At 56.6% G+C, this 25128-nt stretch carries 17 protein-coding genes and 1 tRNA gene; 16 read left to right on the forward strand and 2 right to left on the reverse strand.

From position 1 onward, the window contains the following. Positions 1-20 precede the first annotated feature (20 nt). Positions 21-1598 (forward strand): response regulator, encoded by a 1578-nt coding sequence (locus ACP86_RS16235; protein WP_053114783.1) that lies wholly within the window; start codon positions 21-23, stop codon positions 1596-1598. On the opposite strand, the gene ACP86_RS16240 is transcribed toward ACP86_RS16235, so the two are convergent. Next, positions 1595-2470 carry a MaoC family dehydratase gene (locus ACP86_RS16240; protein WP_053114784.1) on the reverse strand — a complete coding sequence of 292 codons (876 nt, stop codon included), beginning with the start codon at positions 2468-2470 and terminating at the stop codon, positions 1595-1597. The genes ACP86_RS16235 and ACP86_RS16240 overlap by 4 nt on opposite strands. Positions 2471-2755: 285 nt before the next feature. On the opposite strand from ACP86_RS16240, the gene ACP86_RS16245 reads away from it, so the two are divergent. Together ACP86_RS16245 and ACP86_RS16250 are read left to right on the forward strand one after the other, a co-directional pair. Continuing rightward, entirely contained in the window at positions 2756-3787 is a 1032-nt protein-coding gene (locus ACP86_RS16245; protein WP_008170520.1) for an AraC family transcriptional regulator, read from the forward strand. Between the two features lie 138 nt (positions 3788-3925). Then, positions 3926-4002: transfer RNA gene (locus ACP86_RS16250), tRNA-Asp, on the forward strand. A 241-nt stretch (positions 4003-4243) separates the two neighbouring features. Here ACP86_RS16250 and ACP86_RS16255 read toward each other — a convergent pair. Beyond that, positions 4244-5302, reverse strand: a complete 1059-nt coding sequence (locus ACP86_RS16255) for an AraC family transcriptional regulator (RefSeq protein WP_053114785.1) — start codon at positions 5300-5302, stop codon at positions 4244-4246. Between the two features lie 154 nt (positions 5303-5456). Here ACP86_RS16255 and ACP86_RS16260 point away from each other — a divergent pair, with 154 nt between their 5' ends. The 13 genes from ACP86_RS16260 to ACP86_RS16320 all read left to right on the forward strand — a co-directional run bounded on the left by ACP86_RS16260 (position 5457) and on the right by ACP86_RS16320 (position 25020). Further along, positions 5457-7526 carry an FAD-dependent oxidoreductase gene (locus tag ACP86_RS16260; protein ID WP_053114786.1) on the forward strand — a complete coding sequence of 690 codons (2070 nt, stop codon included), beginning with the start codon at positions 5457-5459 and terminating at the stop codon, positions 7524-7526. 205 nt (positions 7527-7731) lie between these two features. Continuing rightward, positions 7732-8979, forward strand: coding sequence for a hypothetical protein (locus tag ACP86_RS16265; protein ID WP_008170514.1), 1248 nt, complete (start codon positions 7732-7734; stop codon positions 8977-8979). A 111-nt stretch (positions 8980-9090) separates the two neighbouring features. Continuing rightward, positions 9091-9975 carry an NAD(+) kinase gene (locus tag ACP86_RS16270; protein ID WP_008170512.1) on the forward strand — a complete coding sequence of 295 codons (885 nt, stop codon included), beginning with the start codon at positions 9091-9093 and terminating at the stop codon, positions 9973-9975. 2 nt (positions 9976-9977) lie between these two features. Then, the gene (locus ACP86_RS16275; RefSeq protein WP_008170510.1) at positions 9978-10991 is read left to right on the forward strand and encodes a metallophosphoesterase; all 1014 of its coding nucleotides are present in this window, start codon (positions 9978-9980) and stop codon (positions 10989-10991) included. Positions 10992-11034: 43 nt separating this feature from the next. Continuing rightward, positions 11035-11898 carry a rhomboid family intramembrane serine protease gene (locus ACP86_RS16280; protein ID WP_053114787.1) on the forward strand — a complete coding sequence of 288 codons (864 nt, stop codon included), beginning with the start codon at positions 11035-11037 and terminating at the stop codon, positions 11896-11898. A gap of 165 nt (positions 11899-12063) precedes the next feature. After that, positions 12064-12354: a YeaC family protein gene (locus ACP86_RS16285; RefSeq protein WP_008170505.1), complete on the forward strand. Its 291-nt coding sequence runs from the start codon at positions 12064-12066 to the stop codon at positions 12352-12354. Then, the gene (locus ACP86_RS16290; protein ID WP_053114788.1) at positions 12351-13190 is read left to right on the forward strand and encodes a DUF2797 domain-containing protein; all 840 of its coding nucleotides are present in this window, start codon (positions 12351-12353) and stop codon (positions 13188-13190) included. Before ACP86_RS16285 ends, ACP86_RS16290 begins: the two co-directional genes overlap by 4 nt. Before the next feature lie 82 nt (positions 13191-13272). Then, complete coding sequence (gene pepN / locus ACP86_RS16295; RefSeq protein WP_053114789.1) at positions 13273-15915, forward strand: aminopeptidase N; 2643 nt, start codon at positions 13273-13275, stop codon at positions 15913-15915. Positions 15916-16054: 139 nt separating this feature from the next. Then, a complete protein-coding gene (locus tag ACP86_RS16300) occupies positions 16055-17440 on the forward strand; it encodes a DUF1329 domain-containing protein (RefSeq protein ID WP_008170500.1) in 1386 nt (461 codons plus the stop codon). A gap of 146 nt (positions 17441-17586) precedes the next feature. Then, positions 17587-18735, forward strand: a complete 1149-nt coding sequence (locus tag ACP86_RS16305) for a WD40/YVTN/BNR-like repeat-containing protein (RefSeq protein ID WP_227497736.1) — start codon at positions 17587-17589, stop codon at positions 18733-18735. A gap of 46 nt (positions 18736-18781) precedes the next feature. Next, entirely contained in the window at positions 18782-21166 is a 2385-nt protein-coding gene (locus tag ACP86_RS16310; RefSeq protein ID WP_008170496.1) for an efflux RND transporter permease subunit, read from the forward strand. Positions 21167-21351: 185 nt separating this feature from the next. Further along, complete coding sequence (locus ACP86_RS16315) at positions 21352-22335, forward strand: TAXI family TRAP transporter solute-binding subunit (RefSeq protein ID WP_008170494.1); 984 nt, start codon at positions 21352-21354, stop codon at positions 22333-22335. 81 nt (positions 22336-22416) lie between these two features. After that, a complete protein-coding gene (locus tag ACP86_RS16320; protein WP_008170492.1) occupies positions 22417-25020 on the forward strand; it encodes a TRAP transporter permease in 2604 nt (867 codons plus the stop codon). Positions 25021-25128: the final 108 nt, after the last annotated feature.

Below are 25128 nucleotides of genomic sequence, written 5' to 3' on the forward strand. Positions count from 1 at the left end.
TTCTAACCGGCCCGACATTTATGACTGAAGCTGTCAGCGAGAACTCGGAGGTGACGGTTCTGCTCGTGGATGACAATCCGCAGAACCTCAAAGTCCTCTATGAGACCCTGAAAGACAAAGGTTACCGGCTACTCATTGCCAACGAGGGCGAAAAGGCCCTCGACCTTGCCCACCGCCATCAGCCCGAAGTGATTCTCCTTGATATCATGATGCCGGAGATGGACGGCTATGAAGTCTGCGAGCGCCTCAAGGCCGCCCCGCAGACGGCCGACTGTGCCGTCGTCTTTCTGTCTGCGCTGGACGACCTGCAGGCAAAGGTGAAGGGCTTTTCACTCGGCGGTGCCGACTACATCTCCAAGCCGTTCCAGTCCCAGGAAGTGATCGCTCGCGTGAAAACCCACGCCAGCGTTATTCGTCTTGAAAGAGAGTTGCAGGCCCGCAACCGGGAGCTGCAGAGTGACCAGGCCCGGATTCTGAACTCCATCAGCGAAGGCATCTACGGCCTCGATGAGAACGGCATTATTGAATTTGCCAATCCGGCGGCGGCGTCAATTGTTGGCTGCCCGGTGGAAGAGCTGATTGGTCGTGATTTCTTCGAAACCCACTTCGCGACTGCCGGTGACAATCCGGACGGACTGCCGGTGAAGGCGACCTGTCAGCAGGGTGTGGCCGAGAACCAGCGGGATATCCGAATGCTAAGGGCCGATGGAACCGGCTTTCCGGCGGAGTACCGCTCAACCCCGAAACTGGACTCTGACGAGCTCCACGGTGCGGTTGTTGTATTCCGGGATATCACCGCCGAACTGGACAATGAAAAGGCGCTGGAGGATGCCCGGCAACTGGTTCAGGAACAGCGCGATCAGCTTGCCCATACCTCGCGCCTGACCACCATGGGTGAAATGGCCGCCGGCGTTGCCCACGAGGTGAACCAGCCGCTGACCGCCATCACCAATTATGCCCGGGTCGCCAAGCGGATGATGGCAAAGGAAAGCCCTGACATGGGGCTGCTCCAGGAGACCCTCGATAAGATCGAGGCACAGTCCCATCGCGCCAGTGAAATCATCCGACGCATTCGTCGATTCATGAAAAAACCGGCGACGGGCAAGGAAGTACTGTCGGTGCCTGCGTTGCTGGAAGACACCCGGCAGTTTGCCGAGGTGGATATGCGTAATAACAAGGGCGCTATTGAGCTGTCCGTGCCTGAGGATATGCCTGAGGTTCTGGCCGACCCGGTTCAGGTACAGCAGGTCGCCCTGAATCTGATTCGCAACGCTCTGGAAGCGACCAGCAGTATTGATTCCAGCGCGCCGGTAGAAGTGAGTGCCAGTGTGCAGGGTGGCACCTGTGTTCGAATCCAGGTGCGGGATCACGGCATCGGCCTATCGGAAGATGCCGAAGAGAAACTGTTCCTGCCGTTCTTCACGACCAAGGATGAAGGGATGGGGATTGGTCTTTCAACCTGCCGTTCCCTCATACAGGCGCAGGGTGGCGACATCGGTTTCGAGCGGCCGGAAGGCGGTGGTGCCTGTTTCTATTTCACGTTGCCCGTTGCCGGCGCCCGGGGTTCCCCCTGCGCACCGGATGGCAAGCCTGCCTAAAACCAGTCGACGCGCCCGGTCAGATGGGGCGCATCGCCTTTGGCATTCAGCACCTGGTAGTCCCACCCCGTTTCTCCGGTGTTCCAGTTCAGCTGGGCTGTACCAGGCAGAAACAGCGGTTTCTTGAACTGGCAGCTGATGCTGAGGGCACTGGCTTGCCAGCCTTCCTGTTGTTCCAATAGCGCCAGTGCGTGGGCTTTGGTCCACATACCGTGGGCGATTGCCCGTGGAAAGCCGAACGCTTTGGCGCTCAGGGCATGCATGTGGATCGGGTTGCTGTCGCCGGATACCCGGGCGTATTGCCGGCCAATCGATTCGGGCGCCTTGAAATTTTCGGTGTTTGGATAACGTTCCAGCTCTGGCGGTGTTTTTTTGCCGGACGACTTGCTCTCGCCATCCGGTTGTCGGAACAACGTCGTGCTCGCTTCTTCCCAGACCAGTTTGCCAGCCGAGCGAGCCTCGGTGATGAGATCAAACTCCACGCCCCGGTCACTTTTTACGGTATTCCCCAGTCGTACAGATAAATCCAGGTTCTCCCCGGTGCCGATCGGCCGGTGCTGGGTAATGGTGTTTCGCAGGTGCACCAGGCCCAGCAGCGGCAGGGGAAAGGCCTTCTCGGTGAGCAGTTTCAGGTGCAGTGGAAAAGCCAGCACATGGGGCCAGGTAGCGGGCAGATGACTACCTGCCTCGAAGCCACAGACCTGCTGGTAGCGCTTGAGGTTCTTGCCGGCAGTACTGACGCCAAGCAGGCTGGCAGACAACTCCGGGATGCTGACGTCACCGCCGGTTTGCTTTTGTTTCGGCAGCAGTGTTCTGCCATACATGGGCAATAAGGCGGGTGGTGTCGTGTGGTAAACGAGGGTCTCTGGCATGGATGTTCTCCTTTATAGCCTCGACCGGAAATGCCGGCGCTGCCTGAGTAAAAGCGTAGTAGCAGAGGATATGCTTTTTTTTACATTTTGGTACAACTCGGCGTTCGTGGCCTGATATGCTCTAATATAAGACGATTGTCTAACAGGGTGCCTTTTCTGGGCCCTCTGGATCTGACAAACCTCTGGAGTGTGGCAAACCCTGCCAGATCAGGCATTGACCTGGCGAGCCCCGGCGACTGTCCGGCCGGCCAAAGTAGAAGTCAACAAATAAGAAAACGGGATCTTATGCAGGAACTTCGTGACGCGGGAGTGATGTTGCGCCTGATTTATGAGGCGATGAAAAAGAAGGGAATCGATACCAATGCGATTTTCAGCCGTCTGGGTGTGGATGAAAATTACGTTTATACCGAACAGCTTCGAACTCCCCACAGTGCACAGATGTACTTCTGGCAGGCTGTTGAGGATGTTTCCGGCGATCCGGATGTTGGCCTGCATCTGGGACAGTTGCTGCCAGCGTATAAGGGGCAGGTGCTGGAATACCTCTTTCTGAGCAGCCCAACCTTCGGCGAGGGCCTGCGTCGGGCCCAGAACTATCAGCGTCTGCTGAGTGATGCTGCTAACACCGATTTCTTCATTGAGGGCGACGATGCCTGCATGGTTCTGGATGCAGCGTCTGATGATGTACGTCGTTTACGGCATTTCAATGAATGTTTCGTGCTGGGACTGATTACCTTTTTCCGCTCCATCACCGATGGCAACTTTTACCCGTCACGCATCGAGTTCGAGCATGAGCGTGCCGAGGGCCAGGATCATGTTCGCGAGGTGCTGGGGTGCGACGTCACCTTCGGCGCGCCGGAAAACCGGCTGTATTTCCCGGCCAAGCTGCTTTCCCATGCTTCGCCGCATGCCGAGCCGGAGCTGCTGGATCTGCACGAGCGGTTTGCCAGCGAACAGGTTGCCCGGTTGGAGAAGAAAGACATCGTTGGTCAGGTGGAGCGGATTGTCGCAGAGCTCCTCGATAGTGGAGAGGTCACCCTCGATGCCGTCGCCGAGCGGCTCGGCATCAAGCCGAGGACCCTGCGTACCCGGCTGACAGAGGCCGAGACCAGTTTCAATCAGGTACTCGCGGATTTTCGCTATCGCCTGGCCCGTCAGTTGCTGGCAACTACCGATGAATCCATTGATGAGATTGTCTACCTGACCGGCTTTTCTGAGCCCAGCACTTTTTATCGCGCATTCAAACGCTGGTCCGGAATGACACCTATCGAATACCGCAAAACCGCCCAGGGCAAGGACGCGATGGTCGATGCCATGTAACAGAACGCCTTTTCTGAAAATATTTAAGAAAAAGCGTTGACATAACAGGGCGCCTCTTTATAATGCGCCCTCGTTGTCACAGAGCAATCACACCCTTGATTGCCAAGCCTTTTCGAGGCGAGCTGTGATGACCCGCACGGAGCGGTAGTTCAGTTGGTTAGAATACCGGCCTGTCACGCCGGGGGTCGCGGGTTCGAGTCCCGTCCGCTCCGCCATTTTTTCCCCTCGTTTTACTTTTCACGTTATCCGACCTTTCCAGTTGTCTTACATTCAACGCGAAGCTTCATTGTCATCGTTCTGTCATTGAAAACTTCTAGGCTATTTCTGAAAATTCAGGAATCAGGAAGGCTGTGATGCGGGATTACGAAGAAGAGTTGATTGAAAACCAGTTCGAAGAATATGAAGACGATGATGGCTGGGACGACGCCATGGAGTTATAGGCAAGGGATGAAACCATCACCGATGTTTTCCATGCCTGATCTGCTTTCGGTGCTCCCCGGGGCTTAGATTGAACCAGCGCCGGTAGGCCTTGTGGAAGGCCGCAGGATTGGCAAAACCCAGAAGCCAGGCAATCTCCGCCAGTGATGTCTCTGTCTCCCGAATATAATCCCGCGCTAACTGTTTTCGCGTTTCATCCACCAGTTCCCTGAATCCGGTTCCCTCGGCGGCCAGTTGTCTCTGGAGCGTCCATGGCGCAATCCCCAGTTTAACTGCAATGGTTTCCAGGCTGGGTGTCTCGCCCCGAAACAGGGGTGTGAGAAGGTTTTTTACGCGGTCGCCTGTGGTCCACCCCCGTCGTATCTGCTGCAGTTCCCGTTCGCAGAGATCCGAAAGCTTTTCATGCATGGCGGGCTGAGCCTGCTGGCTGGCGCTTTCCCAAATGTCCTGACGAACGGTAAGGCTGTTGCTCGAAGCTCCAAACTGCACGGGGCAGCGGAACCAGCTCTCGAACAAATCATCCTGGCCGATTGATCGGTATTCGATAGTGACCTTCTCCAGAACGTCATAACGGCCCGTAACGGTCCTGAGAAACTGGGTCCACGCGGCAAGAACAGAATCCACCACGAAGTAGTTGAAGCCGTTATAGGGACGAATCGAGTAGAACTTTGCTTGCCGGGTTTCCGGTTGGACCGTTGGAACGCCACGGCTATTGCGGCTGGTTAGCAGAGCGTATCGAATCAGCGTGGCGAGTGCTGCGCCAGCGGTGCCGGCGGTTTCTCCGGCCAGCCCTGCAATACCCGCGTCGACAGGGCGTGATAGCGCACCCATCCTCAGCCCGAGAGTCGGGTTGCCGGTCTCGTTGATCGCGGCATGCCCCAGACGCATAAACCGCGGGATGCTGATGCGCGCTTCCGGTGATGTCAGGGTCTGATGGTCAAGCTGGAAACGGGATGCCAGTTCTGCGCTGCTGGCGCCTTCGGCTTCGGCGGCCCGCAAAAGAGCCGACACATAGAGAACACTGATGTCCCCGAGTGAGTTTCGGTTTTTTGACGGGCTGGAGAGGTGGGCGTTCATTGAAGCCTTTGTCTGACATGTTATGCAAAGATAATAAAATGTTATCCCTGGATATTGTCGATGGCAAGATGCGCGGGTAGTTTAAGGCTCAACAATGAACGGAGCCCTGTCATTTACAGGCGTTCCGCCCGAGATCACGATGAGGAGAGCAAACATGACCGCGAGCACGACGCCAGGCGTTGCCAAGTACCCGAACCTGCTTGAGCCACTGGACCTTGGTTTTACCAAACTGCGTAACCGCACCCTGATGGGCTCCATGCACACCGGCCTGGAAGAGGCCAAAAATGGCTTCGAACGCCTTGCGGCATTCTATGCAGAGCGTGCCAGAGGCGGTGCCGGCCTGATCGTGACTGGCGGTATTGCTCCGAATGTGGAGGGGGGCGTTTTCCAGCACGCCGCCAAGATGACCACCGAAGAGGAAGTCGAGAAGCACAGGGTCATTACCGATGCGGTGCATGGAGCTGATGGCAAGATCTGCATGCAGATCCTCCACGCTGGCCGCTACGCCTATTCTCCGGAGCTGGTGGCACCCTCGGCCATTCAGGCGCCAATCAATCCGTTCAAGCCCCGGGAGCTGGATGAAGACGGCATCGAGAAGCAGATCCAGGACTATGCGGAGTGCGCCGCACTGGCACAAAGCGCCGGTTATGACGGCGTTGAAGTGATGGGGTCAGAGGGTTACTTCATTAACCAGTTCATTGTGTCTCACACTAACCATCGGACTGACCGTTGGGGTGGCAGTTACGAAAACCGCATTCGTCTGCCCATCGAAATCGTTCGCCGGGTTCGTGAACGAGTGGGCGAGAACTTTATCCTGATCTACCGCCTGTCCATGCTGGATCTGATTGAAGACGGCAGTACCTGGGAAGAGGTGGTGCATCTGGCCAAGGAAATCGAGAAGGCGGGTGCAACCATCATCAATACGGGTATTGGCTGGCATGAGGCCCGCGTACCTACCATTGCCACCTCAGTTCCCCGGGGCGCATTTACCAAGGTGACCGCGCGCTTGAAAGGTGAAGTGAGCATTCCTCTGGTCACCACCAACCGGATTAACATGCCGGACGTGGCCGAGAAGATTCTGGCCGAGGGCGATGCCGATATGGTGTCCATGGCCCGGCCGTTCCTCGCAGACGCCGATCTGGTTCTGAAGGCGGCGGAAGATCGCGCGGAGGAGATCAACACTTGCATCGGCTGTAATCAGGCCTGCCTTGATCACACCTTCAGTGGCAAGCTGACGTCCTGCCTGGTCAATCCCCGCGCCTGTCATGAAACCGAGCTGACCTACGTGAAGACCGCGAAGCCCAAATCCATCGCGGTGGTTGGTGCCGGCCCGGCAGGACTGGCTTTTGCTTCCGTGGCGGCAGAGCGTGGCCATAAGGTGACACTGTTTGACGCCGGCAGCGAGATTGGTGGCCAGTTCAACGTTGCCAAGCTGATTCCTGGCAAGGAAGAGTTTTACGAGACGTTGCGTTATTTCCGGGTGATGCTCGACAAGCATCAGGTCGATGTACGCCTGAACACCCGGGTTAGCGCTGACGACCTGAAAGCCGGTGGCTTTGACGAAGTGATTCTGGCCACGGGCGTAAAGCCGCGTACGCCGGAAATCGAGGGTATCGATCATCCCAAAGTGATCGGTTATCTGGACGCGCTGCTGGAGCGCAAGCCGGTTGGCCAGAAAGTGGCCGTGATCGGCGCCGGCGGTATCGGTTTCGATGTCTCCGAGTTTATCGTCCACAAGGGCACGTCAGCTGCTTTGGATACCGATCACTTCATGCGTGAGTGGGGTGTGGATCTCAGTGTTGAGCATCGTGGTGGCATCCAGGGCGTTGAGCCCCAGGTACCGGAGCCGGCCCGGGAAGTCTACCTGCTTCAGCGCAAGGCCTCGAAAGTGGGCAAGAACCTGGGCAAGACCACCGGCTGGATTCACCGGACTTCCCTAAAAAACCGTCAGGTTCAGATGGTGCCCGGTGTGACCTATCGTAAAATCGATGATGAGGGGCTGCATATAACGGTCACGCCGAAAGGCGCAGAGCAGGGCGAAGATCGTATGCTGCCCGTGGATACCATTATCGTCTGCGCGGGCCAGGAGCCGCTGCGCGAACTGCAAAGCGAACTCGAGGCAGCGGGCCTGCCAGTTCACCTGATTGGTGGCTCGGATGTGGCGGCTGAACTCGATGCCAAGCGAGCGATCAACCAGGGCAGTCGCCTGGCAGCAGAGCTTTAAGCGCAAACACGATCACAAATCGTTGCACTTTTTCCCTGTGCAGAAACGATTGTCTGGCTAGACTAATAGCTTTGAGTCTGTCAGCTTGCGTCTTCGCCCCGGCTCCGGGAGGCTGGGGTTGAAGAGGCCGGCACCACGATCGGATGGAACATCTCTCAGTGTTCTGTCGTGTGGTGTCGAGTCGTTGAACTTTGGAGAACGTGCAATGGTGTCTGCCGACCAGGCAACCGATGGTTATTCGGCGGTATTTTTTGTGGAAGGAAGCCAGGTGGCTCGCGAAATGCGGGCCACGGAATTCGGCGCTTTCCTGGATGGCTACGTTGGGCTGTCCGATCTTGCCGAAACCGATGTCAGGGCTGTTCTGGTTGAGTTGAGTCCCGATCTTCGGGTTCAGGCACTCGTGTTCTTCCGAATCTGGTTTGATGAGGAGGGCAGGGCAGACAGTCACTGGAACCTGCCGATTGAAGAGCTCGCCAGGCAAGGCGCCAAGGGGCCGGACATGGGCGGTGGTCCGATCCGGCTGGTTTGCCGAAGCCAATGCCCCGATCCCAAGTTCAAGGAGGATCTTTGGGACCCGGACATGACCCCGGGGAATAATCATTTCCAGGCCATTCGCAAGGCAGTAGAGGCCAATAGCCTTAAATTCCGCAAAGTTGAGCCGGTACAGGAAGAGAATATTCCGGTTCTGAGTGAGCAGGCAGAAGATTCTTCGGAGCGCGAAGAGGCCGCAGCCGCCGCCGACCGTTCCCGCCTGGCGCAGTTGATTCGTGAGCAACGCCTGCGGATCAAGACCCTCCAGAGTGTCCACCGCGATGCGCTTTCGGATATCCAGCGAGAGCACCGGCTGGAGGTCCAGGGGTTACGCAGTGATATTGCGGATCTCGAGCAGAAATACGAACGCCAGCGCCTCAGTAATGAGCAGCTCAAGAAGCGACTTTCCGAAAGAAACGAGCAGTACCTCGCCATGCAGGAGCAGATGGCCGCGGTAGGTGAGGAGAAACAGCGGGAGGATTCAAACGCGGGTGCCGAGCTCCTGCTCCTCAGGGAGCAGCTGGAGCGGCGTCAGCGTGAACTCGAGCTGAGAGACGAGAAGATTGTCGCTCTCGAGGAAGAGAACCACGAGCTGAGAAACCGCGAACCTCCGGAAGACTCCATCATGGACCACCTGCAGCGCCAGGCGGTGTTCCTGGTGGCCTACCAGCCAGGCGTCGGTCACGTAACGCTGCCCTTCAAGGACATTGAGACCTACTTCAGCAACCCCACCGCCTATGCCGCGGAACGCTGCGGCATGAATGAACCCGCCTATCGTGAATGGCTGGATCACTATGAAAATCCTGTGTGCACCCACAAGGGCAATGATGGCAAACCCTGCGGTGAGCCTATCCTGCGGGTAAGCCAACCCTCGGAATTCCGCCCGGGCGTTGACGATCGGTGTGAGAAACACCAGGCCTGAGGTTCGAACTTTTTCAGTATCGGGGTGACTTTCGTTAAACTGTACGCCAGATTGTCACCGGGGTAACGGTTTCGTTGGTCCCCGCCGCATCCCGACATCACAGGAAACTTCATGGATCAGTTCAGGAACATTGGTGTAATTGGCCGAATGGGCAGTGTGAAAGTGGTTGAATCACTGCGCCAGCTCAAACAGTACCTGATCACCAACAATTACCACGTCATTCTTGAAGAAGACACAGCCAGCATGCTGCCAGGGCATGGCCTGCAGGTGGCCAGCAAAAAGCTTCTGGGCGAAATCTGTGATCTGGTCATCGTGGTTGGCGGGGATGGCAGCCTTCTGGGCGCCGCCCGGGAGTTGGCCAAGTCCAAGATTCCCCTGCTTGGGGTGAACCGTGGGCGGTTGGGCTTCCTGACTGACATTTCGCCGTCCGATCTTGAGGAGCGCCTGGGCAAGGTTCTGGAAGGCGAGTACATGGAGGAGACGCGGTTCCTGCTGGATGGCAATGTTGAGCGCAACGGCCAGCCCCTGGGGTTTGGTACGGCCCTGAACGATGTCGTACTGCATCCCGGTAAATCCACCCGGATGATTGGCTTTGACCTCTTCATCGACGGCCATTTCGTGTACAGCCAGCGTTCGGATGGCCTGATTGTCTCTACGCCGACAGGGTCTACCGCCTATTCGCTGTCTGCCGGTGGTCCGATTATGCACCCGAAGCTGGACGCCATTGTTCTGGTGCCCATGTTTCCCCACACTCTCAGTAGCCGGCCGATCGTTGTCGATGGCAAGAGTGAAATCAAACTGGTGATCGGGGAGACCAATGAAACCTATCCGCAAATCAGCTTTGACGGCCAGATGAACATTGCCTGCGCGCCAGGCGATATCATTCGCATTACCAAAAAGCCGTTCAAGATCCGGTTGATTCACCCCACAGACCATAATTTCTACGCCACCTGCCGTGACAAGCTTGGCTGGGCTAGTGAAATATCAGCGAGTTGATCATGGCTGCTACAAAACCGACCGCAAACCGCGGTTACGACATCATTGGCGACATTCACGGCTGTGCCAATACCCTGGCCCGATTGCTGGACCAGATGGGCTATCGGAAGATCAACGGGGTCTACCAGCACCCCCGTCGTCAGGCGATCTTCATCGGCGATATCATTGATCGTGGCCCACGCATCCGTGAAGCCCTGCACCTTGTGCGCGATATGGTGGAACATGGTTCGGCCCGAATTGTCATGGGCAACCATGAGTACAATGCCCTGGGTTACTGTACGCGGGCGCGCCCGGGCAGCGGCAAAACCTTCCTGCGCGAGCACAACGCGCGTCACGACCGCCTGATCCGCGAGACTCTCGAGCAGTTCGAAGCGCACCCCTACGAGTGGAATGAGTTTCTCGAGTGGTTCTACACCATACCGCTGTTCATCGACGACGAGGATTTCCGCGTTGTGCACGCGTGTTGGGATGGCGACCTGATCGAGAAATTCAAGCAGTCGCAGGGTGGTGCGTGCATTGATGAGGATTTCCTGCACGCCTCTGCCGCCATCGAGTCTTTTGCCGGGCAGGTTATGGATACCCTTTTGAGGGGGACGGATCTGCGGCTCCCCCGGGGAATGACCATCACCGGTCGGGATGGCTATGTGCGCGAGTTTTTCCGAACCAAGTTCTGGGCCGACGATCCTCATACCTATGCCGATGTTGTCTTCCAGCCGGACCCGTTGCCACCGGAAGTGGCAAGCCGCGTATTGACGGAAAGCGAGCGAAAGCAGCTGATCAGTTATCCTCTCGATGCGCCCCCGGTTTTTGTCGGGCATTACTGGATGGAAGGAGAGCCGGCGCCGCTCAAATCCAATGTCGCGTGCATCGACTACAGTGCCGTGAAGTACGGGCGGTTGGTCGCTTACCGAATGGATGGTGAGCGGGCACTTTCCCGGGACAAATTTGTCTGGGTTGATGTGGAAAGACCGGAGCAAGCGGATTATCCCAATAGCGAGGACAGTCTTGCACGCTAGACCGAGCGTTGTGGCTGAATCATTTCCGGAGGCGGAGTAAGCGGTGTACCGAGTCAAGCAATTGGATACCACGGTAAACCTGGCGGGTTTCAGCCGTTGGCTGAACGGCCAGGGTGTGACCCACCGCATCACGGAAGAGGGCGGGTTCCAGGTGCTCTGGCTGGAAGATCCCGCCCATGCGGAACCCGTGCTCTCGGCCCTTGACCGTTTTATGGCGGAACCGGAAATCAGGGAAGCGGTGGATCGTCAGAACCGCTCACCGGTGTTTGTTGGTGGCCGCTGGCAACCTTCTCCACGTCATGCGCCGCTGGTGCTGGGGATTATCGTGTTTGCCGTAACCATGGTCTGGCTCACGGCCATGGGGCAGAATGAGCTGGCGGCCAGCCTGATGGTGATCGACCCCCGGGATTACGACTGGAGCACCATGGCCGGCCGCATTGAAGCGCTGACAGCGACGCTGGCAAGCGGCCAGGTCTGGCGGCTGCTGACGCCGGATTTTCTGCACTTCAGCTGGACCCACATCATTTTCAATTCGGTCATGCTCTGGTTTCTGGGTAGCCAGATCGAGTGGTTTGATGGTCGCGCCCGGCTAATCATGCTGTTTGTGATCACCAGCCTGATTTCCAACGGCCTGCAGTATTTTGTCTCGGGTCCGCTGTTCGGTGGGCTATCGGGAGTGGTTTATGGGATTCTGGGTTATTGCTGGCTCAGCCAGCGATCGGCACCGAGGTTTCAGTTTCCACCTGCGTTGGTAACCTTTGCCGTTGCGTGGATGGTCATCGGATTTACCCCGCTGCCCGAAATGATCGGGCTCGGGCGTATGGCCAACGAGGCGCACCTGGGCGGGTTTGTTGCCGGCCTGGCCCTTGCGGTGGTTTTGCCCGTAAAAGGCAGAAGGGGCGCATAAAAAAGCCCCGCCAGAGGCGGGGCGTTAAAAGAGCTTTTAGCTCCTGATGAGAGAGACCAAATGATACGACCGTCGTCATTTGGTGAAGTAATGATAATCATTATCGTTTGATGCTGTCAAACGGTTCCGCCATATTTTTAATGAACGTTTTTTCAGGAGAGCGGGATGACTTACGAAGAACTGATCGAGCGACTGGATCCCAATGTCTACCGGAGCCTCCGGCAGTCAATTGAACTCGGCAAATGGCCTGATGGCCGAAAACTGACGCCCGAACAGCGTGAAATCAGCCTGGAAGCGGTGATCTACTACGAGAACCTTCACAACATTCCTGAAGAAGAGCGTACTGGCTACCTGGATCGGGGCAGCAAAGCCGGTACCGCCTGCGATCCTTCGGTGCAGCGCAAGCAGGATAAAGACGATATGGACCCCAGCCAGTTTGTCGAGGTCAAGTCTTGAGCGAACTGATTGATGTCACCGGCCGGCTCCGGAAAATGCCGGCGGAGGCCGGAAACCCGGTGGCCTATTCCATTGCCGTTGGCGATACCCGTATCCCTCTGAATGATCTGATCGGCAGGCCTTTGCGCCTGGATTTTGATGGCGTGATTCGCTGTATCCATTGCGACAGGAAAACCAACAAAAGCTTTAATCAGGGCTTTTGTTACCCCTGTTTCCGCAAGCTTGCCGCTTGTGACAGCTGCATCATGAGTCCGGAGAAGTGCCACTATCATCTTGGTACCTGCCGTGAGCCCGAGTGGGGTGAAACCCATTGCATGGTGGAGCATGTGGTGTACCTTGCGAACTCGTCGGGTCTCAAGGTTGGTATTACCCGGGCGTCCCAGGTGCCAACACGGTGGATTGATCAGGGGGCTGTTGACGCTATCCCGATGGTGCGAGTTGCAACGCGATACCTCGCAGGCCTTGTGGAAGTTGCCTGTAAGGCTCACGTCGCCGATCGGACCAACTGGCGGGCCATGCTCAAGGGCGATGTCCCGGAACTCGATCTGGTGGATGAGCGGCAGCGGATGCTTGGGCTGATATCCGACGACCTTGAGTCGCTCAGGCAGGCCCACGGCCAGGACTCCATTCGGGAAGTTGACGAGCAGGGGCTTGGCCTGGGCTATCCTGTCCAGGTCTGGCCAGCCAAGATCAAAACCCATAACCTCGACAAATCGCCGGAGGTCGAAGGCGTACTTGAGGGCATCAAGGGGCAGTACCTTATTCTGGATACCGGTGTGATCAATATTCGGAAGTTCACCGGTTATGAAGTCCGCTTCCGGGTCATGGAAGGCTGATAGCGCCTTTCCCGGCAAATCTTGTCATGCCTGTGGGTACTGTACGCCAGTGCCCACAGGCCGCGAATTCTGGAGAAAACCCATGCGTACCAGCCAGCCACAAACCATTTATCTGAGCGATTACAAGGTACCTGCGTATCTGGTCGACACTGTAGACCTGCGATTCGAGCTTTTTGAGGATGGCGCACGGGTGCACAGCACCCTCGAACTCCGCCGGAACCCGGAATCGGATGAGACGGCGGCGCCTCTGGAGCTCGATGGTGATAGCCTGACGCTCGAGTCTGTCGCTCTGAACGGCGCTGAGCTGGCCGCGGGTGATTATGAAGATCGGGGCGATCAATTGGTGGTTCGCTCGGTGCCGGAACAGTTCACTTTGACGGTCGTCACCTGGATCGAGCCGCAGAACAATACCCGTCTGGAAGGGCTTTACAAGTCCTCGGGCATGTTCTGCACCCAGTGCGAGGCTGAAGGGTTCCGCTGCATCACATTCTTCCCGGACCGCCCGGACGTGATGGCGCGTTTCCGCACTCGCATAGAAGCCAACAAGGACGCCTATCCGGTTCTCCTCTCCAACGGTAATGACGTTGAAAAAGGCGAGCTGGAAAACGGCCGTCATTTTGTTACCTGGGAAGATCCGTTCCCCAAGCCCTGTTACCTCTTCGCCCTGGTGGCCGGAGATCTGGTTGAGAAACGGGACACGTTTTCCACGTGCTCTGGCCGCGACATCGATCTGCGCATGTATGTGGAGCCCCGCAACGCCGAGAAATGCGATCACGCCATGGACTCGCTGAAGCGTTCCATGCGCTGGGATGAGGAAGTCTATGGTCGAGAATACGACCTCGATATTTTCATGATTGTGGCGGTAGACGACTTCAACATGGGCGCCATGGAGAACAAGGGGCTCAACATCTTCAACTCGTCCTGTGTTCTGGCCAGCCAGGAAACCGCTACGGACTTGGCGTTCCAGCGCATTGAGGCCATCGTCGCCCACGAATATTTCCACAACTGGTCAGGTAACCGGGTCACCTGCCGCGACTGGTTTCAGCTCAGCCTGAAAGAGGGCTTTACCGTTTTCCGGGATTCCCAGTTCTCGGCAGACATGGGTTCGCCGACTGTGAAGCGGATTGAGGATGTCACGCTGCTGCGTACCGCCCAGTTTGCTGAAGACGGAGGCCCGATGTCGCATCCGGTGCGGCCGGCTTCCTATATGGAAATCTCTAACTTCTACACCCTGACCATTTATGAGAAAGGTGCAGAGGTCGTACGCATGATCCATACCCTGCTGGGGCCGGACATGTTCCGCAAGGGCAGTGACCTGTATTTCAAGCGCCACGATGGCCAGGCCGTCACAACCGATGATTTTGTAAAAGCCATGGAGGATGCCTCCGGCCGTGATCTGAGCCAGTTCCGTCTGTGGTACGAGCAGGCCGGCACGCCGGTGTTGGCCATTTCGGACGACTTTGACGCGGAGACAGGTGTGTACCGCCTGACTGTTGAGCAAAGCATTCCGGATACCCCGGGCCAGACCAACAAAAAACCCCAGCACATCCCGTTTGCGCTGGGTCTGCTTGGACAGGATGGCCAGCCCCTGCCGTTGCAGCTTGAATCCGGAGATTCGGGTGCGCCGACGGAGCGGGTGCTTGAGCTGACCGAAGCCGTCCACACGTTCGAATTCCATGGCGTCGAATCCAGACCTGTGCCATCACTTTTGCGGCACTTCTCCGCGCCGGTTCGGGTTCGCTACAACTGGAGCCGAGAACAGCTGCTCTTCCTGATGAGCCATGATCCGGACGGTTTCAACCGCTGGGATGCGGGCCAGAGACTGGCCGTCGATGTCATCCAGTCACTGGTCGGAGCGCCGGACGATGCGGACATCGAACCAAGACTGGTTGAGGCTTATCGCAAGCTGATTTCCGACACCGATCTGGATCAGGCCCTGGTGGCGAAAATGCTACAGCTTCCTTCGGAAGCGTACCTGATTGAGCTTACCGAAAACGCCGATGTGCCAGCCATTCACCGGGCTCGTGACTCAGTGCTGCGGCACCTGGCCGGTGCCCTGAAAGGCGAGCTGATTGATTGCTACCAGCGCCAACAGAACAGTGGTCCCTACGAGGTGACGCCGGAGGCCATTGCCCGTCGTAGCCTGCGCAATACCGCTTTGGCCTGGTTGCTGATGATTGATGACGAGGAGGGTCGGGGCCTGGCTGTGAGCCAGTTGAACGCTGCTGACAATATGACCGATCGCATGGGTGCTTTGCGTGCGCTCGTCAATTCGGGCTTTGAGGCTGATCGCCGGCAGGCGCTTGATCACTTCTATGATCGGTTCCAGGAAGATCCGCAGGTTGTTGAACAGTGGTTCTCTGTGCAGGCGTCCAGTGATCAGGCCGGGCAGTTGGCGGACATCCGTAAGCTTCTGGAGCATCCGGCGTTCGACTGGAAAAACCCCAACAAGATTCGCTCTGTGGTGGGTGCGTTTGCGGGTCAGAATCTGGCTGCTTTCCACAAGCCTGACGGTTCTGGTTATGAATTCCTGGCGGATCAGGTCTGCCGCCTGGACGACAGCAACCCGCAGATTGCTGCGCGCCTGGTGACGCCGCTTACCCGATGGAGAAAGTTTGCGCCCGCGTACAGCGCTCAGATGAAATCTGCCCTGGAGCGTATTCGCGACAAATCCGGATTGTCCCGGGATGTTTATGAGGTGGTGCACAAGAGCCTCGCGGAGTGAAGCCAGATACAAAATCGCACTTTCGGTCGATAGACTTTAGTCTGGGATCGGGTAATCTGGAGTAAGGTCTGTAATTCCATCAGACGACAATAAAAAAGCCTCCGCAGAGGCTTCCAGACGCACTTAAGGTTTCACAATGATGTATAACAAAAATGCGATTCTCGGCGGCCTGCTGGCTTTCTCCGTGGCATCAGCGCCTGCGTGGGCGGCGGTCTCCGCCAGTGAAGCGGCCCGTCTGGGCCAGGAGTTGACACCCTTTGGCTCGCCCAAGGCCGGCAACAGTGCCGGCACCATCCCGGCCTGGACCGGAGGGCTGACAGAACCGCCTCCCGGCTATGAGGGCAGCGGACAGCACCACATTAATCCGTTCCCGGATGATGAAGTCCTTTTTACCATTACGCCTGCCAACATGGATCAGTATGAGGAGTACCTCACTGACGGTGTGAAGGCGATGCTCGAAACCTACCCGACCACATTCCGTGTGCCCGTTTACCAGTCCCGTCGTACCCATGCGGTCCCTGATTGGGTGGCTGAGAATACCCGTGAAAACGCGGTAAGCGCGGAGATTGTTGGCCAGGGCGAAGGCCTGGACGGAGCCTTTGGCGGTTACCCATTCCCGATCCTGCACGGCAATGACGAGCAGAAGGCCTGGCAGGCGGTCTGGAACCACCTGACCCGCTGGCGGGGCGTGAATATAACCCGTCGCTCCAGTGAGGTGGCAGTCCAGACCAACGGTGACTACTCGCTGGTTACCTCTCAACAGGAAGCCTTCTTCAACTACTACAACCCGGAAGGCGGTGAAGAAGATCTGGATAACGTGATCTTCTACTACCTGTCGTTTACCCAGTCACCACCCCGCCTTGCCGGTGGCGCCATTCTGATTCATGAGACCCTGAATCAGATCATCAATCCCCGGAATGGTTGGGGCTACAACGCCGGTCAGCGTCGGGTACGTCGGGCGCCAAACCTGGGGTACGACTCCCCGATTGCAGCGGCTGACAACCTCCGGACCGCAGATGATACCGATATCTTCAACGGGGCCCTGGATCGCTATAACTGGAATTACGAAGGCAAGCGGGAAATCTACATCCCCTACAACAATTACCGAATTGGGGAAAAAGGTCTTCCTTACGAGGAAATCCTCGGTATCTCCCATCTGAATCCGGACCTCACCCGCTGGGAGCTTCACCGTGTGCACGTGGTAGAAGCCACACTGAAAGACGGTGAGCGCCATATCTATGGCAAGCGCCGCTTCTATATCGACGAGGACAGCTGGAACACGGTTCTGCTGGATCAATACGACGGTCGCGGCGAACTCTGGCGTGTCACGATGGGGCTGCCGAAAAATTATTATGAACTTCCAGGTGTGTGGACGGTTCTTGACGTCTATCATGACCTTCAGGCCCGTCGTTATCATGTACTCGGTTTGGACACAGAAGAGGCCAATACCCGCGTGTTCACCAATGAGGTCCCGAACAAGCGTTACTTCTCGCCGGCTTCCCTGCGCCGCAGGAGTGTTCGCTAACGCACTGTTGGCCGAGGGATGCGTCCCCGCCCACAGGAAGTGGCGACCCGACATACCGGCAATCGTAAGGTTGCCGGTATGTTTACAGTTATTCCCGGCTTTGCCGGTCAGAGACACAGTTCAATACAACATAATAGGCAATCTGAATGGCTAAAAGGTTGATGTGCAAGACTCTGGGCGCTGCCTGCCTTGGACTTTCCATGGTCTGGTCTGCCCCTGCAGCGTTTGCGCTTGCAGATATCATCGAAACCCCGGCCCGGCCGACGGATCTGGCCCCGGAAAATCTTCTCACCGATGCGACCCGGGTTGGGGATCGCATTGTGGCCGTGGGAGAACGCGGCCATATCATCTACTCGGATGATGAGGGGAAAACCTGGGTTCAGGGTGAGGTACCTGTTTCTGTGACCCTGACAGGGATCGATTTTGGCTCCGACAGCCATGGCTGGGCCGTGGGCCACAGCGGCGTTGTCCTCCATACCAGCGACGCCGGGGCCACCTGGGACCTTCAGATTGACGGTATCCGCGCCATGGAACTGGCCATTGAGAGCCGGGAAGAGCAGATTGCCGCCATGGAGGAGCGCATCGAAGAAGCGCCCGAAGAAGAGAAAGAGGATCTCGAGTGGGCACTGGACGACCTTTACTTTGCCCTCGAGAACATTCAGGCGGATATGGACATTGGTCCAGTTAACCCGCTGCTGGATGTCTGGTTTGAAAACGAGAACCGCGGTTTTGTGGTAGGCGCTTACGGTATGTTCCTGCGCACCATGGACGGTGGTGAGACCTGGAAAGACTGGGCGCCAAGAATTGATAACCGGCAGAACTTCCATCTCAATGGCATTACCCGGATCACGGGTGGTGCACTGGTGGTCGTTGGTGAAGCCGGTCAGATACATGTCTCTGTAGACGGTGGTGAGACCTTTGAGCGCCGTGAGGCGCCTTATGAAGGCTCCCTGTTCGGTGTCATCGGTACAGGCCGGGTGAACGAGATGCTCGCCTTCGGCCTTCGTGGCAACATGCTGTTCTCTTCAGACCTCGGCAGAAGCTGGCGGATGGTCCCCAATTCAGCTGGGGCTACGCTCAACGACGGCGTCGTTTCGGAAGATGGTCGTATCACCCTGGTAGGTAATAGTGGTGCGGTACTGATGAGCACCAATGGCGCCGAAACCTTCCGCGAGCATTTCAGAAGTGATCGTGAAGGTGTCATGAGCGCGGTGCCTATCTCAGGAACAGACCTGCTGATTGTCGGCGAAGGTGGCGTAAAAATCACAGACGCCCGTGGAAGAAACCTTCAATAACGCCCTGATGTGGCAACAACCGAACGAATAATAGAGGGGCTTTTGAATGTCCAACCCTAAGCATGACAAGGGCGAGCACTATCTGACCACGCCCAAGGCCGAACCCTTTCTCGAAAGGCTGATCTTCAATAATCGGCCAATCATTCTCGTCGTCTTCGCCGTGTTGACGCTGTTTCTGGGGTATAACGCCGTCAAGATCCAGCCGGATGCCAGCTTCGAGCGAATGATTCCGCTTGAGCATCCCTACATTGTAAATATGCTTGAGCACCGGGATGATCTTGAAAACCTCGGTAACTTCGTTCGTATCGCCGTCGAGGTAGAAGAGGGCGATATTTTCACCCAAGAGTACATGGAAACCCTGAAGCAGATCACCGACGAGGTTTTTTATCTCAACGGCGTGGATCGTTCGGGTCTCAAATCCCTCTGGACGTCGAATGTCCGCTGGGTTGAGGTTACCGAACAGGGTTTTCAGGGTGGCACTGTCATACCGGACGGCTATGACGGCTCCCGGGACAGTCTGGAGAAGCTTCGCCAGAACGTTCTTCGTTCCAACGAAGTCGGGCGCCTGATCTCTGATAACTTCCAATCAACGATCGTTTACGCGCCGCTGTACGAGAAGAATCCGGAGACCGGTGAGGCTCTGGACTACGGCGAATTTTCCCGTCAGCTTGAAGAAAAGATTCGTGAAAAGTACGAAGAACAGAACCCGAACATCAAGATTCATATAGTCGGTTTCGCCAAGAAGGTCGGCGATCTGATTGAGGGGATTGGTTCTATTGCCTGGTTTGCAGGGATTACCATTCTGCTGACCACGCTGCTTCTGTTCTGGTACTCGCGGGCTATTGCCGGCACCCTGGTTCCTGTCTTTACCTCAATCATTGCAGTGTTCCTGCAGTTGGGTACGCTTCGGCTGCTGGGCTACGGGCTGGATCCTTATTCGGTGCTGGTGCCATTCCTGGTGTTTGCGATTGGTATCAGTCACGGCGTTCAGATTGTGAATGCCATGGCGGTTGAAGCTGCCAAGGGCTTTGATGCGGTGACCGCTGCGCGCCTGGCTTTCCGTGCTCTTTACATTCCGGGCATGCTGGCTCTGATTTCGGATGCCTTTGGTTTCCTGACCCTGTTCTTTATCGAGATCGACGTTATCCGGGACCTGGCTGTTGCCGCAGGTATTGGTGTGGCGTTCGTGATCTTCACCAACCTGGTTTTGCATGTATTGATTATGTCCTATGTCGGTATCTCCAAAGGGGGTATTCGTCACGTGCAGAATCACGGCGAAAAACAGGATCGGAAATGGCGTGTTTTGTCCTACTTCTCCCATCCGGGCGTTGCGCCAATTTCGTTGTTGATTGCTGTAATTGGTCTCGGTCTTGGTCTTTATTACAAGCAGGACCTGAAGATTGGCGACCTGGATCAGGGTGCGCCTGAGCTTCGTGCGGACTCCCGCTACAACAAGGACAATGCCTACATCATCAATAATTACTCGACCAGTGCGGATGTATTGGTGGTGATGGTCAAAACACCGGAAGAGCAGTGCACGCAGTATAATGTGCTGCGGGCCATGGATACTCTGCAGTGGGAGCTTCAGAACACGCCGGGCGTTCAGTCTTCGGTATCACTTGCAGATGTTTCCAAGATGGTGACCAAGGCTCTGAACGAGGGCAACTGGAAGTGGTATGAGATCTCCCGCAACCAGACCATTATCAATGCGTCCATTCGTGAGGCGCCTGCCGGGTTGATCAACACTGATTGCAGCCTGACGCCAGTACTGGTCTTCCTTGAGGACCACAAGGCAGAAACTCTGGAAACCGTCGTTGAGCGCGTCGAACAGTTTGCCGGGAACAACAGCACTGATGAGCACAGGTTCCTGCTAGCGGCGGGTAACGCCGGTGTCGAGGCCGCTACTAACGAGGTTATCTCCGGCGCCAAGGATAAGATGCTGATCCTCGTTTACAGTGTGGTGAGTTTGCTGTGCTTCGCGACCTTCCGTTCGATCCGTGCGGTGCTGTGTATCGTGATACCTCTGGGACTGACTTCGATCCTCTGTGAGGCAATCATGGCGGTATCCGGCATTGGTATCAAAGTGGCGACCCTGCCGGTTATTGCCCTGGGTGTCGGTATAGGTGTCGACTACGGCATTTATATCTACAGCAAGCTGGAGAAATACCTGCTTGAAGGCAAAACGCTTCAGGAGGCTTACTACGAGACCCTGCGCTCCACTGGTAAGGCGGTTATGTTTACCGGTGTGACTCTGGGTCTGGGTGTTGTCACCTGGATATTCTCGCCAATCAAGTTCCAGGCCGACATGGGCTTCCTGCTGTTCTTCATGTTCCTCTGGAACATGGTTGGAGCCATCTGGCTGTTGCCGGCCCTGGCCCGGTTCCTGCTGCGGCCGGATCAGATGCTTGCCAAGGCTCGAGCTGCGAAATAACATTCGCACCGACCTGCAAAAAAGCCCGCTTTGCGGGCTTTTTTGTTGTCTGGTCAACCGGTTAGCGAGCTAATCCATACTTTATTTATGGTGTGAAGTGGTCTATGTTTTATGGTGATCGTACGTCTTGCCCGCTCCCGAAGCGGGCGCCGAATTACAATGAACAGAAAAAAGGAAGAACTCACATGACACTGAAACTTAAAGCCTCCGCATTCGCTGTCGCTGCCGCAGTCAGCCTGGGCGCTGCTTCAACCTCCGTTTCCGCCCAGGAGCAGCGCTTCGTGACCATCGGCACCGGCGGTGTAACCGGCGTTTATTACCCGGCTGGCGGTGCTATCTGTCGTCTGGTGAACATGGACCGTAAAGAGCACGGTATTCGCTGCTCTGTGGAGAGTACCGGTGGTTCCGTCTACAACCTGAATGCCATCCGCCAGGGCGAGCTCGATCTGGCAGTTGCCCAGTCCGACTGGCAGTACCATGCCTACAATGGCACCAGCCAGTTCAAGGATGATGGTGCTAACAAAGATCTCCGCGCGGTCTTTTCTCTGCATCCGGAACCGTTCACTGTTGTTGCCAGCAAGGGCTCAGGCATCAAAACCTTTGAAGACCTGGAAGGCAAGCGGGTATCTGTCGGCAACCCCGGTTCAGGGCAGCGCGCCACTGCTGAAGTCCTGATGGATGAGATGGGCTGGACGCTGGACAAGTTCTCACTGGCTGCCGAAATCAAGGCCGCGGAGCAGTCCCAGGCCCTGTGTGACGGTAACATTGATGCCTTCTTCTACACGGTTGGCCACCCCTCTGGTGCAATCAAGGAAGCGACCACCTCCTGTGACAGTGTACTGGTTAACGTTGATAACGCTGCCACACAGAAGCTGATCGACGAAAACCCGTACTATCGTAAGGCAGTCATCCCTGGTGGTATGTATCGTGGCAGTGACGATGACGTTACCACCTTCGGCGTTGCGGCAACCTTTGTGTCATCCACTGATGTGCCCGATGACGTTGTTTACGCGGTTGTGAAGGCTGTTTTCGAGAACTTCGACAGCTTCAAGCGCCTGCATCCTGCATTTGCCAACCTGAACAAGGAAGAAATGGTCTCTGATGCCCTGAGTGCGCCTCTGCACCCGGGTGCTGCCAAGTACTACAAAGAAGCTGGTCTGATCGACTGATCTGCCTGCACTCCGTCACAGCGGGCTCAAGCCCGCTGTGACGCCCTTTCAGAGATTGATTTTTACGTACGGGACTAATTTATGGCGACGAGCGATCCGGCTAACGGAGCTGGTGCTGGTGGTAGCAGTAATGTAGACCAGATCCTGCAGACTGAAACCGGGGGCAGGGCGACCAGCGGATATGCTGCGGTTATTCTTTTTATCGTTCCCCTGGTGTGGTCGTTGTTTCAGCTCTGGATTGCGTCACCGCTGCCCTATATCTTCAATTTCGCAATCTTTAATTCCACGGAAGCGCGCTCGATCCATCTTGCGTTTGCCGTTTTCCTGGCGTTTTCTGCCTTCCCGATGATCAAGGGGCGGCATGTAAATATCGTCCCCATCTATGACTGGATTCTGGCGCTTGTTGCCGCTTTCTGCGCCTCATACCTCTACGTTTTTTACGAAGAGCTTTCAACGCGGCCCGGCGCGCCGATCACCCAGGATCTGTGGGTTGCGCTTATCGGTCTCGTGCTTTTGCTGGAAGCCACGCGTAGGTCGCTCGGGCTCCCGCTGACTATCGTTGCTGCGGTCTTCATCACATACTCGATTGCCGGCCCCTATATGCCGGATGTGATTGCCCATAAAGGCGTGAGCCTCAGTAAGCTGGCGTCGCACCAGTGGTTGGGCACTGAGGGCGTGTTTGGCGTTGCACTTGGGGTTTCCACGAGCTTCGTCTTTCTGTTCGTGTTGTTTGGCGCGCTGCTTGAGAGAGCAGGCGCCGGTAATTACTTTATTAAAGTCGCCTATGCCATGTTGGGGCATATGCGTGGTGGTCCCGCCAAAGCTGCGGTGGTTTCCAGTGGTTTAAGCGGCGTTATTTCCGGTTCGTCTATTGCCAACGTCGTCACTACCGGCACGTTCACCATTCCGCTGATGAAGCGGGTTGGTTTTCCGGCTACCAAGGCCGGCGCAGTGGAAGTGGCCGCATCAACCAACGGCCAGCTGACACCTCCCATCATGGGCGCGGCCGCTTTCCTGATGGTCGAATATGTGGGTATCTCCTACCTGGAGGTCATCAAGCACGCCATCCTCCCTGCGATGATTTCCTATGTGGCACTGATTTATATCGTGCACCTTGAGGCCTGCAAGCTGAACATGCAGGGCATTGAGCGTCTCAACAAGCCGACTCTTGCCCAGCGGATGCTGAATTGGGTCGTTATCCTCATCGGCCTGAGTGTGCTGACCCTGGTGGTGTATTACGGGATCGGCTGGACGAAAACGCTTTTCGGTGAAGCGGCGATGTGGGTGTTGGCACCTTTGCTGGTGCTGATCTATATCGGCCTGGTTGGCTATGCCACCCGATTTCCGGAACTCGAGGAAGACGATCCGGATAAGGACATGGGCGAATTGCCGCCGGTTGGCCCAACTGTAAAGACCGGGCTGTACTTTCTTCTGCCCGTTGTAGTGCTGGTCTGGTGCCTTACTGTTGAGCGTTTCTCGCCACAGCTGTCGGCGTTCTGGGCCACGCTGTTCATGATTTTCATTGTTGTTACACAGCGACCGTTGAAGGCCTTTTTCTACAAGCACGGCAACTTCCTCACTGCGTTCAAGGATGGCGTGTTTGATCTTGCGCATTCGCTCGCCACCGGTGCCCGAAACATGGTGGGTATTGGCGTGGCAACTGCCACCGCCGGTATCGTGGTGGGTACGGTTACCCTGACCGGTATTGGCCTGGTGATGACCGAATTTGTCGAGTTCCTGTCTGGCGGCAACCTGCTGCTGATGCTGATCTTCACGGCCATTATCAGCCTGATCCTCGGCATGGGTTTGCCGACCACTGCCAACTACATCGTTGTGTCCACGCTGATGGCGCCGGTAATCGTCACTCTGGGCGCCCAGAATGGGCTGATCGTGCCGCTGATTGCGGTGCATCTGTTTGTGTTCTACTTTGGCATTCTGGCGGACGATACGCCGCCCGTGGGGTTGGCGGCTTATGCCGCCGCTGCCATATCCGGCGCCGATCCCATACGAACGGGTATCCAGGGCTTCACCTACGACATCCGTACGGCGATCCTCCCGTTCATGTTTATTTTCAATACCCAGTTGTTGCTCATTGGGTTGACCGGATGGTTTGACCTGCTGGTTACGATCTTCAGTGCAGTCACTGCGATGCTGGTCTTTTCCGCGGCCACGCAGGGGTTCTGGTTTACCAAGAGCTATAAGTGGGAATCGCTGTTATTGCTGCTGATTACGTTCACCATGTTCCGGCCCGGCTTCTGGTGGGATATGGTTTACCCGCCCACGGCAGATCGGCCCGGCGCCGAGATCATGGAGTATGTTGAGGATGTGCCAGCAGACAAACCGATTGTCCTGAAGGCTTCCGGGATGACGATTGACGGCGACGAGGTGACCACCTATGTGCGGCTTGAGATTCCCGCTGGCGACACGCCCGAGCAACGTCTGATGGACGCCGGCCTTGAACTCAGCCCGGATGGCGAAAAGATGGCGGTAGACTTCGTTGGTTTCGGTAGCCCGGCGGAGGATGCTGGCATCCAGTTTGGCTGGACCATCGATGCCGTGCAGGTTGACCTGGAACGGCCGCCAAAAGAGCTGATGTTCATTCCTGCTCTGGTGTTACTCGGCCTTCTGGCGTTTGGTCAGTTGCGTCGGCGGGCCAGGGAGGAAGCCGCCGGCCAGCCAGCCTGACGCCACACCTGTCCGTGCAAACCCGGCATTAACCTGCCGGGTTTTTTTCTGTTAGACTTCGCCTCGAAGCGGCCCGCGGTTTGTATCGCGCCGTGCCGTCACCATGTG

The sequence above is a fragment of the Marinobacter sp. CP1 genome (assembly GCF_001266795.1).
Classification (GTDB): Bacteria; Pseudomonadota; Gammaproteobacteria; order Pseudomonadales; family Oleiphilaceae; genus Marinobacter; species Marinobacter flavimaris.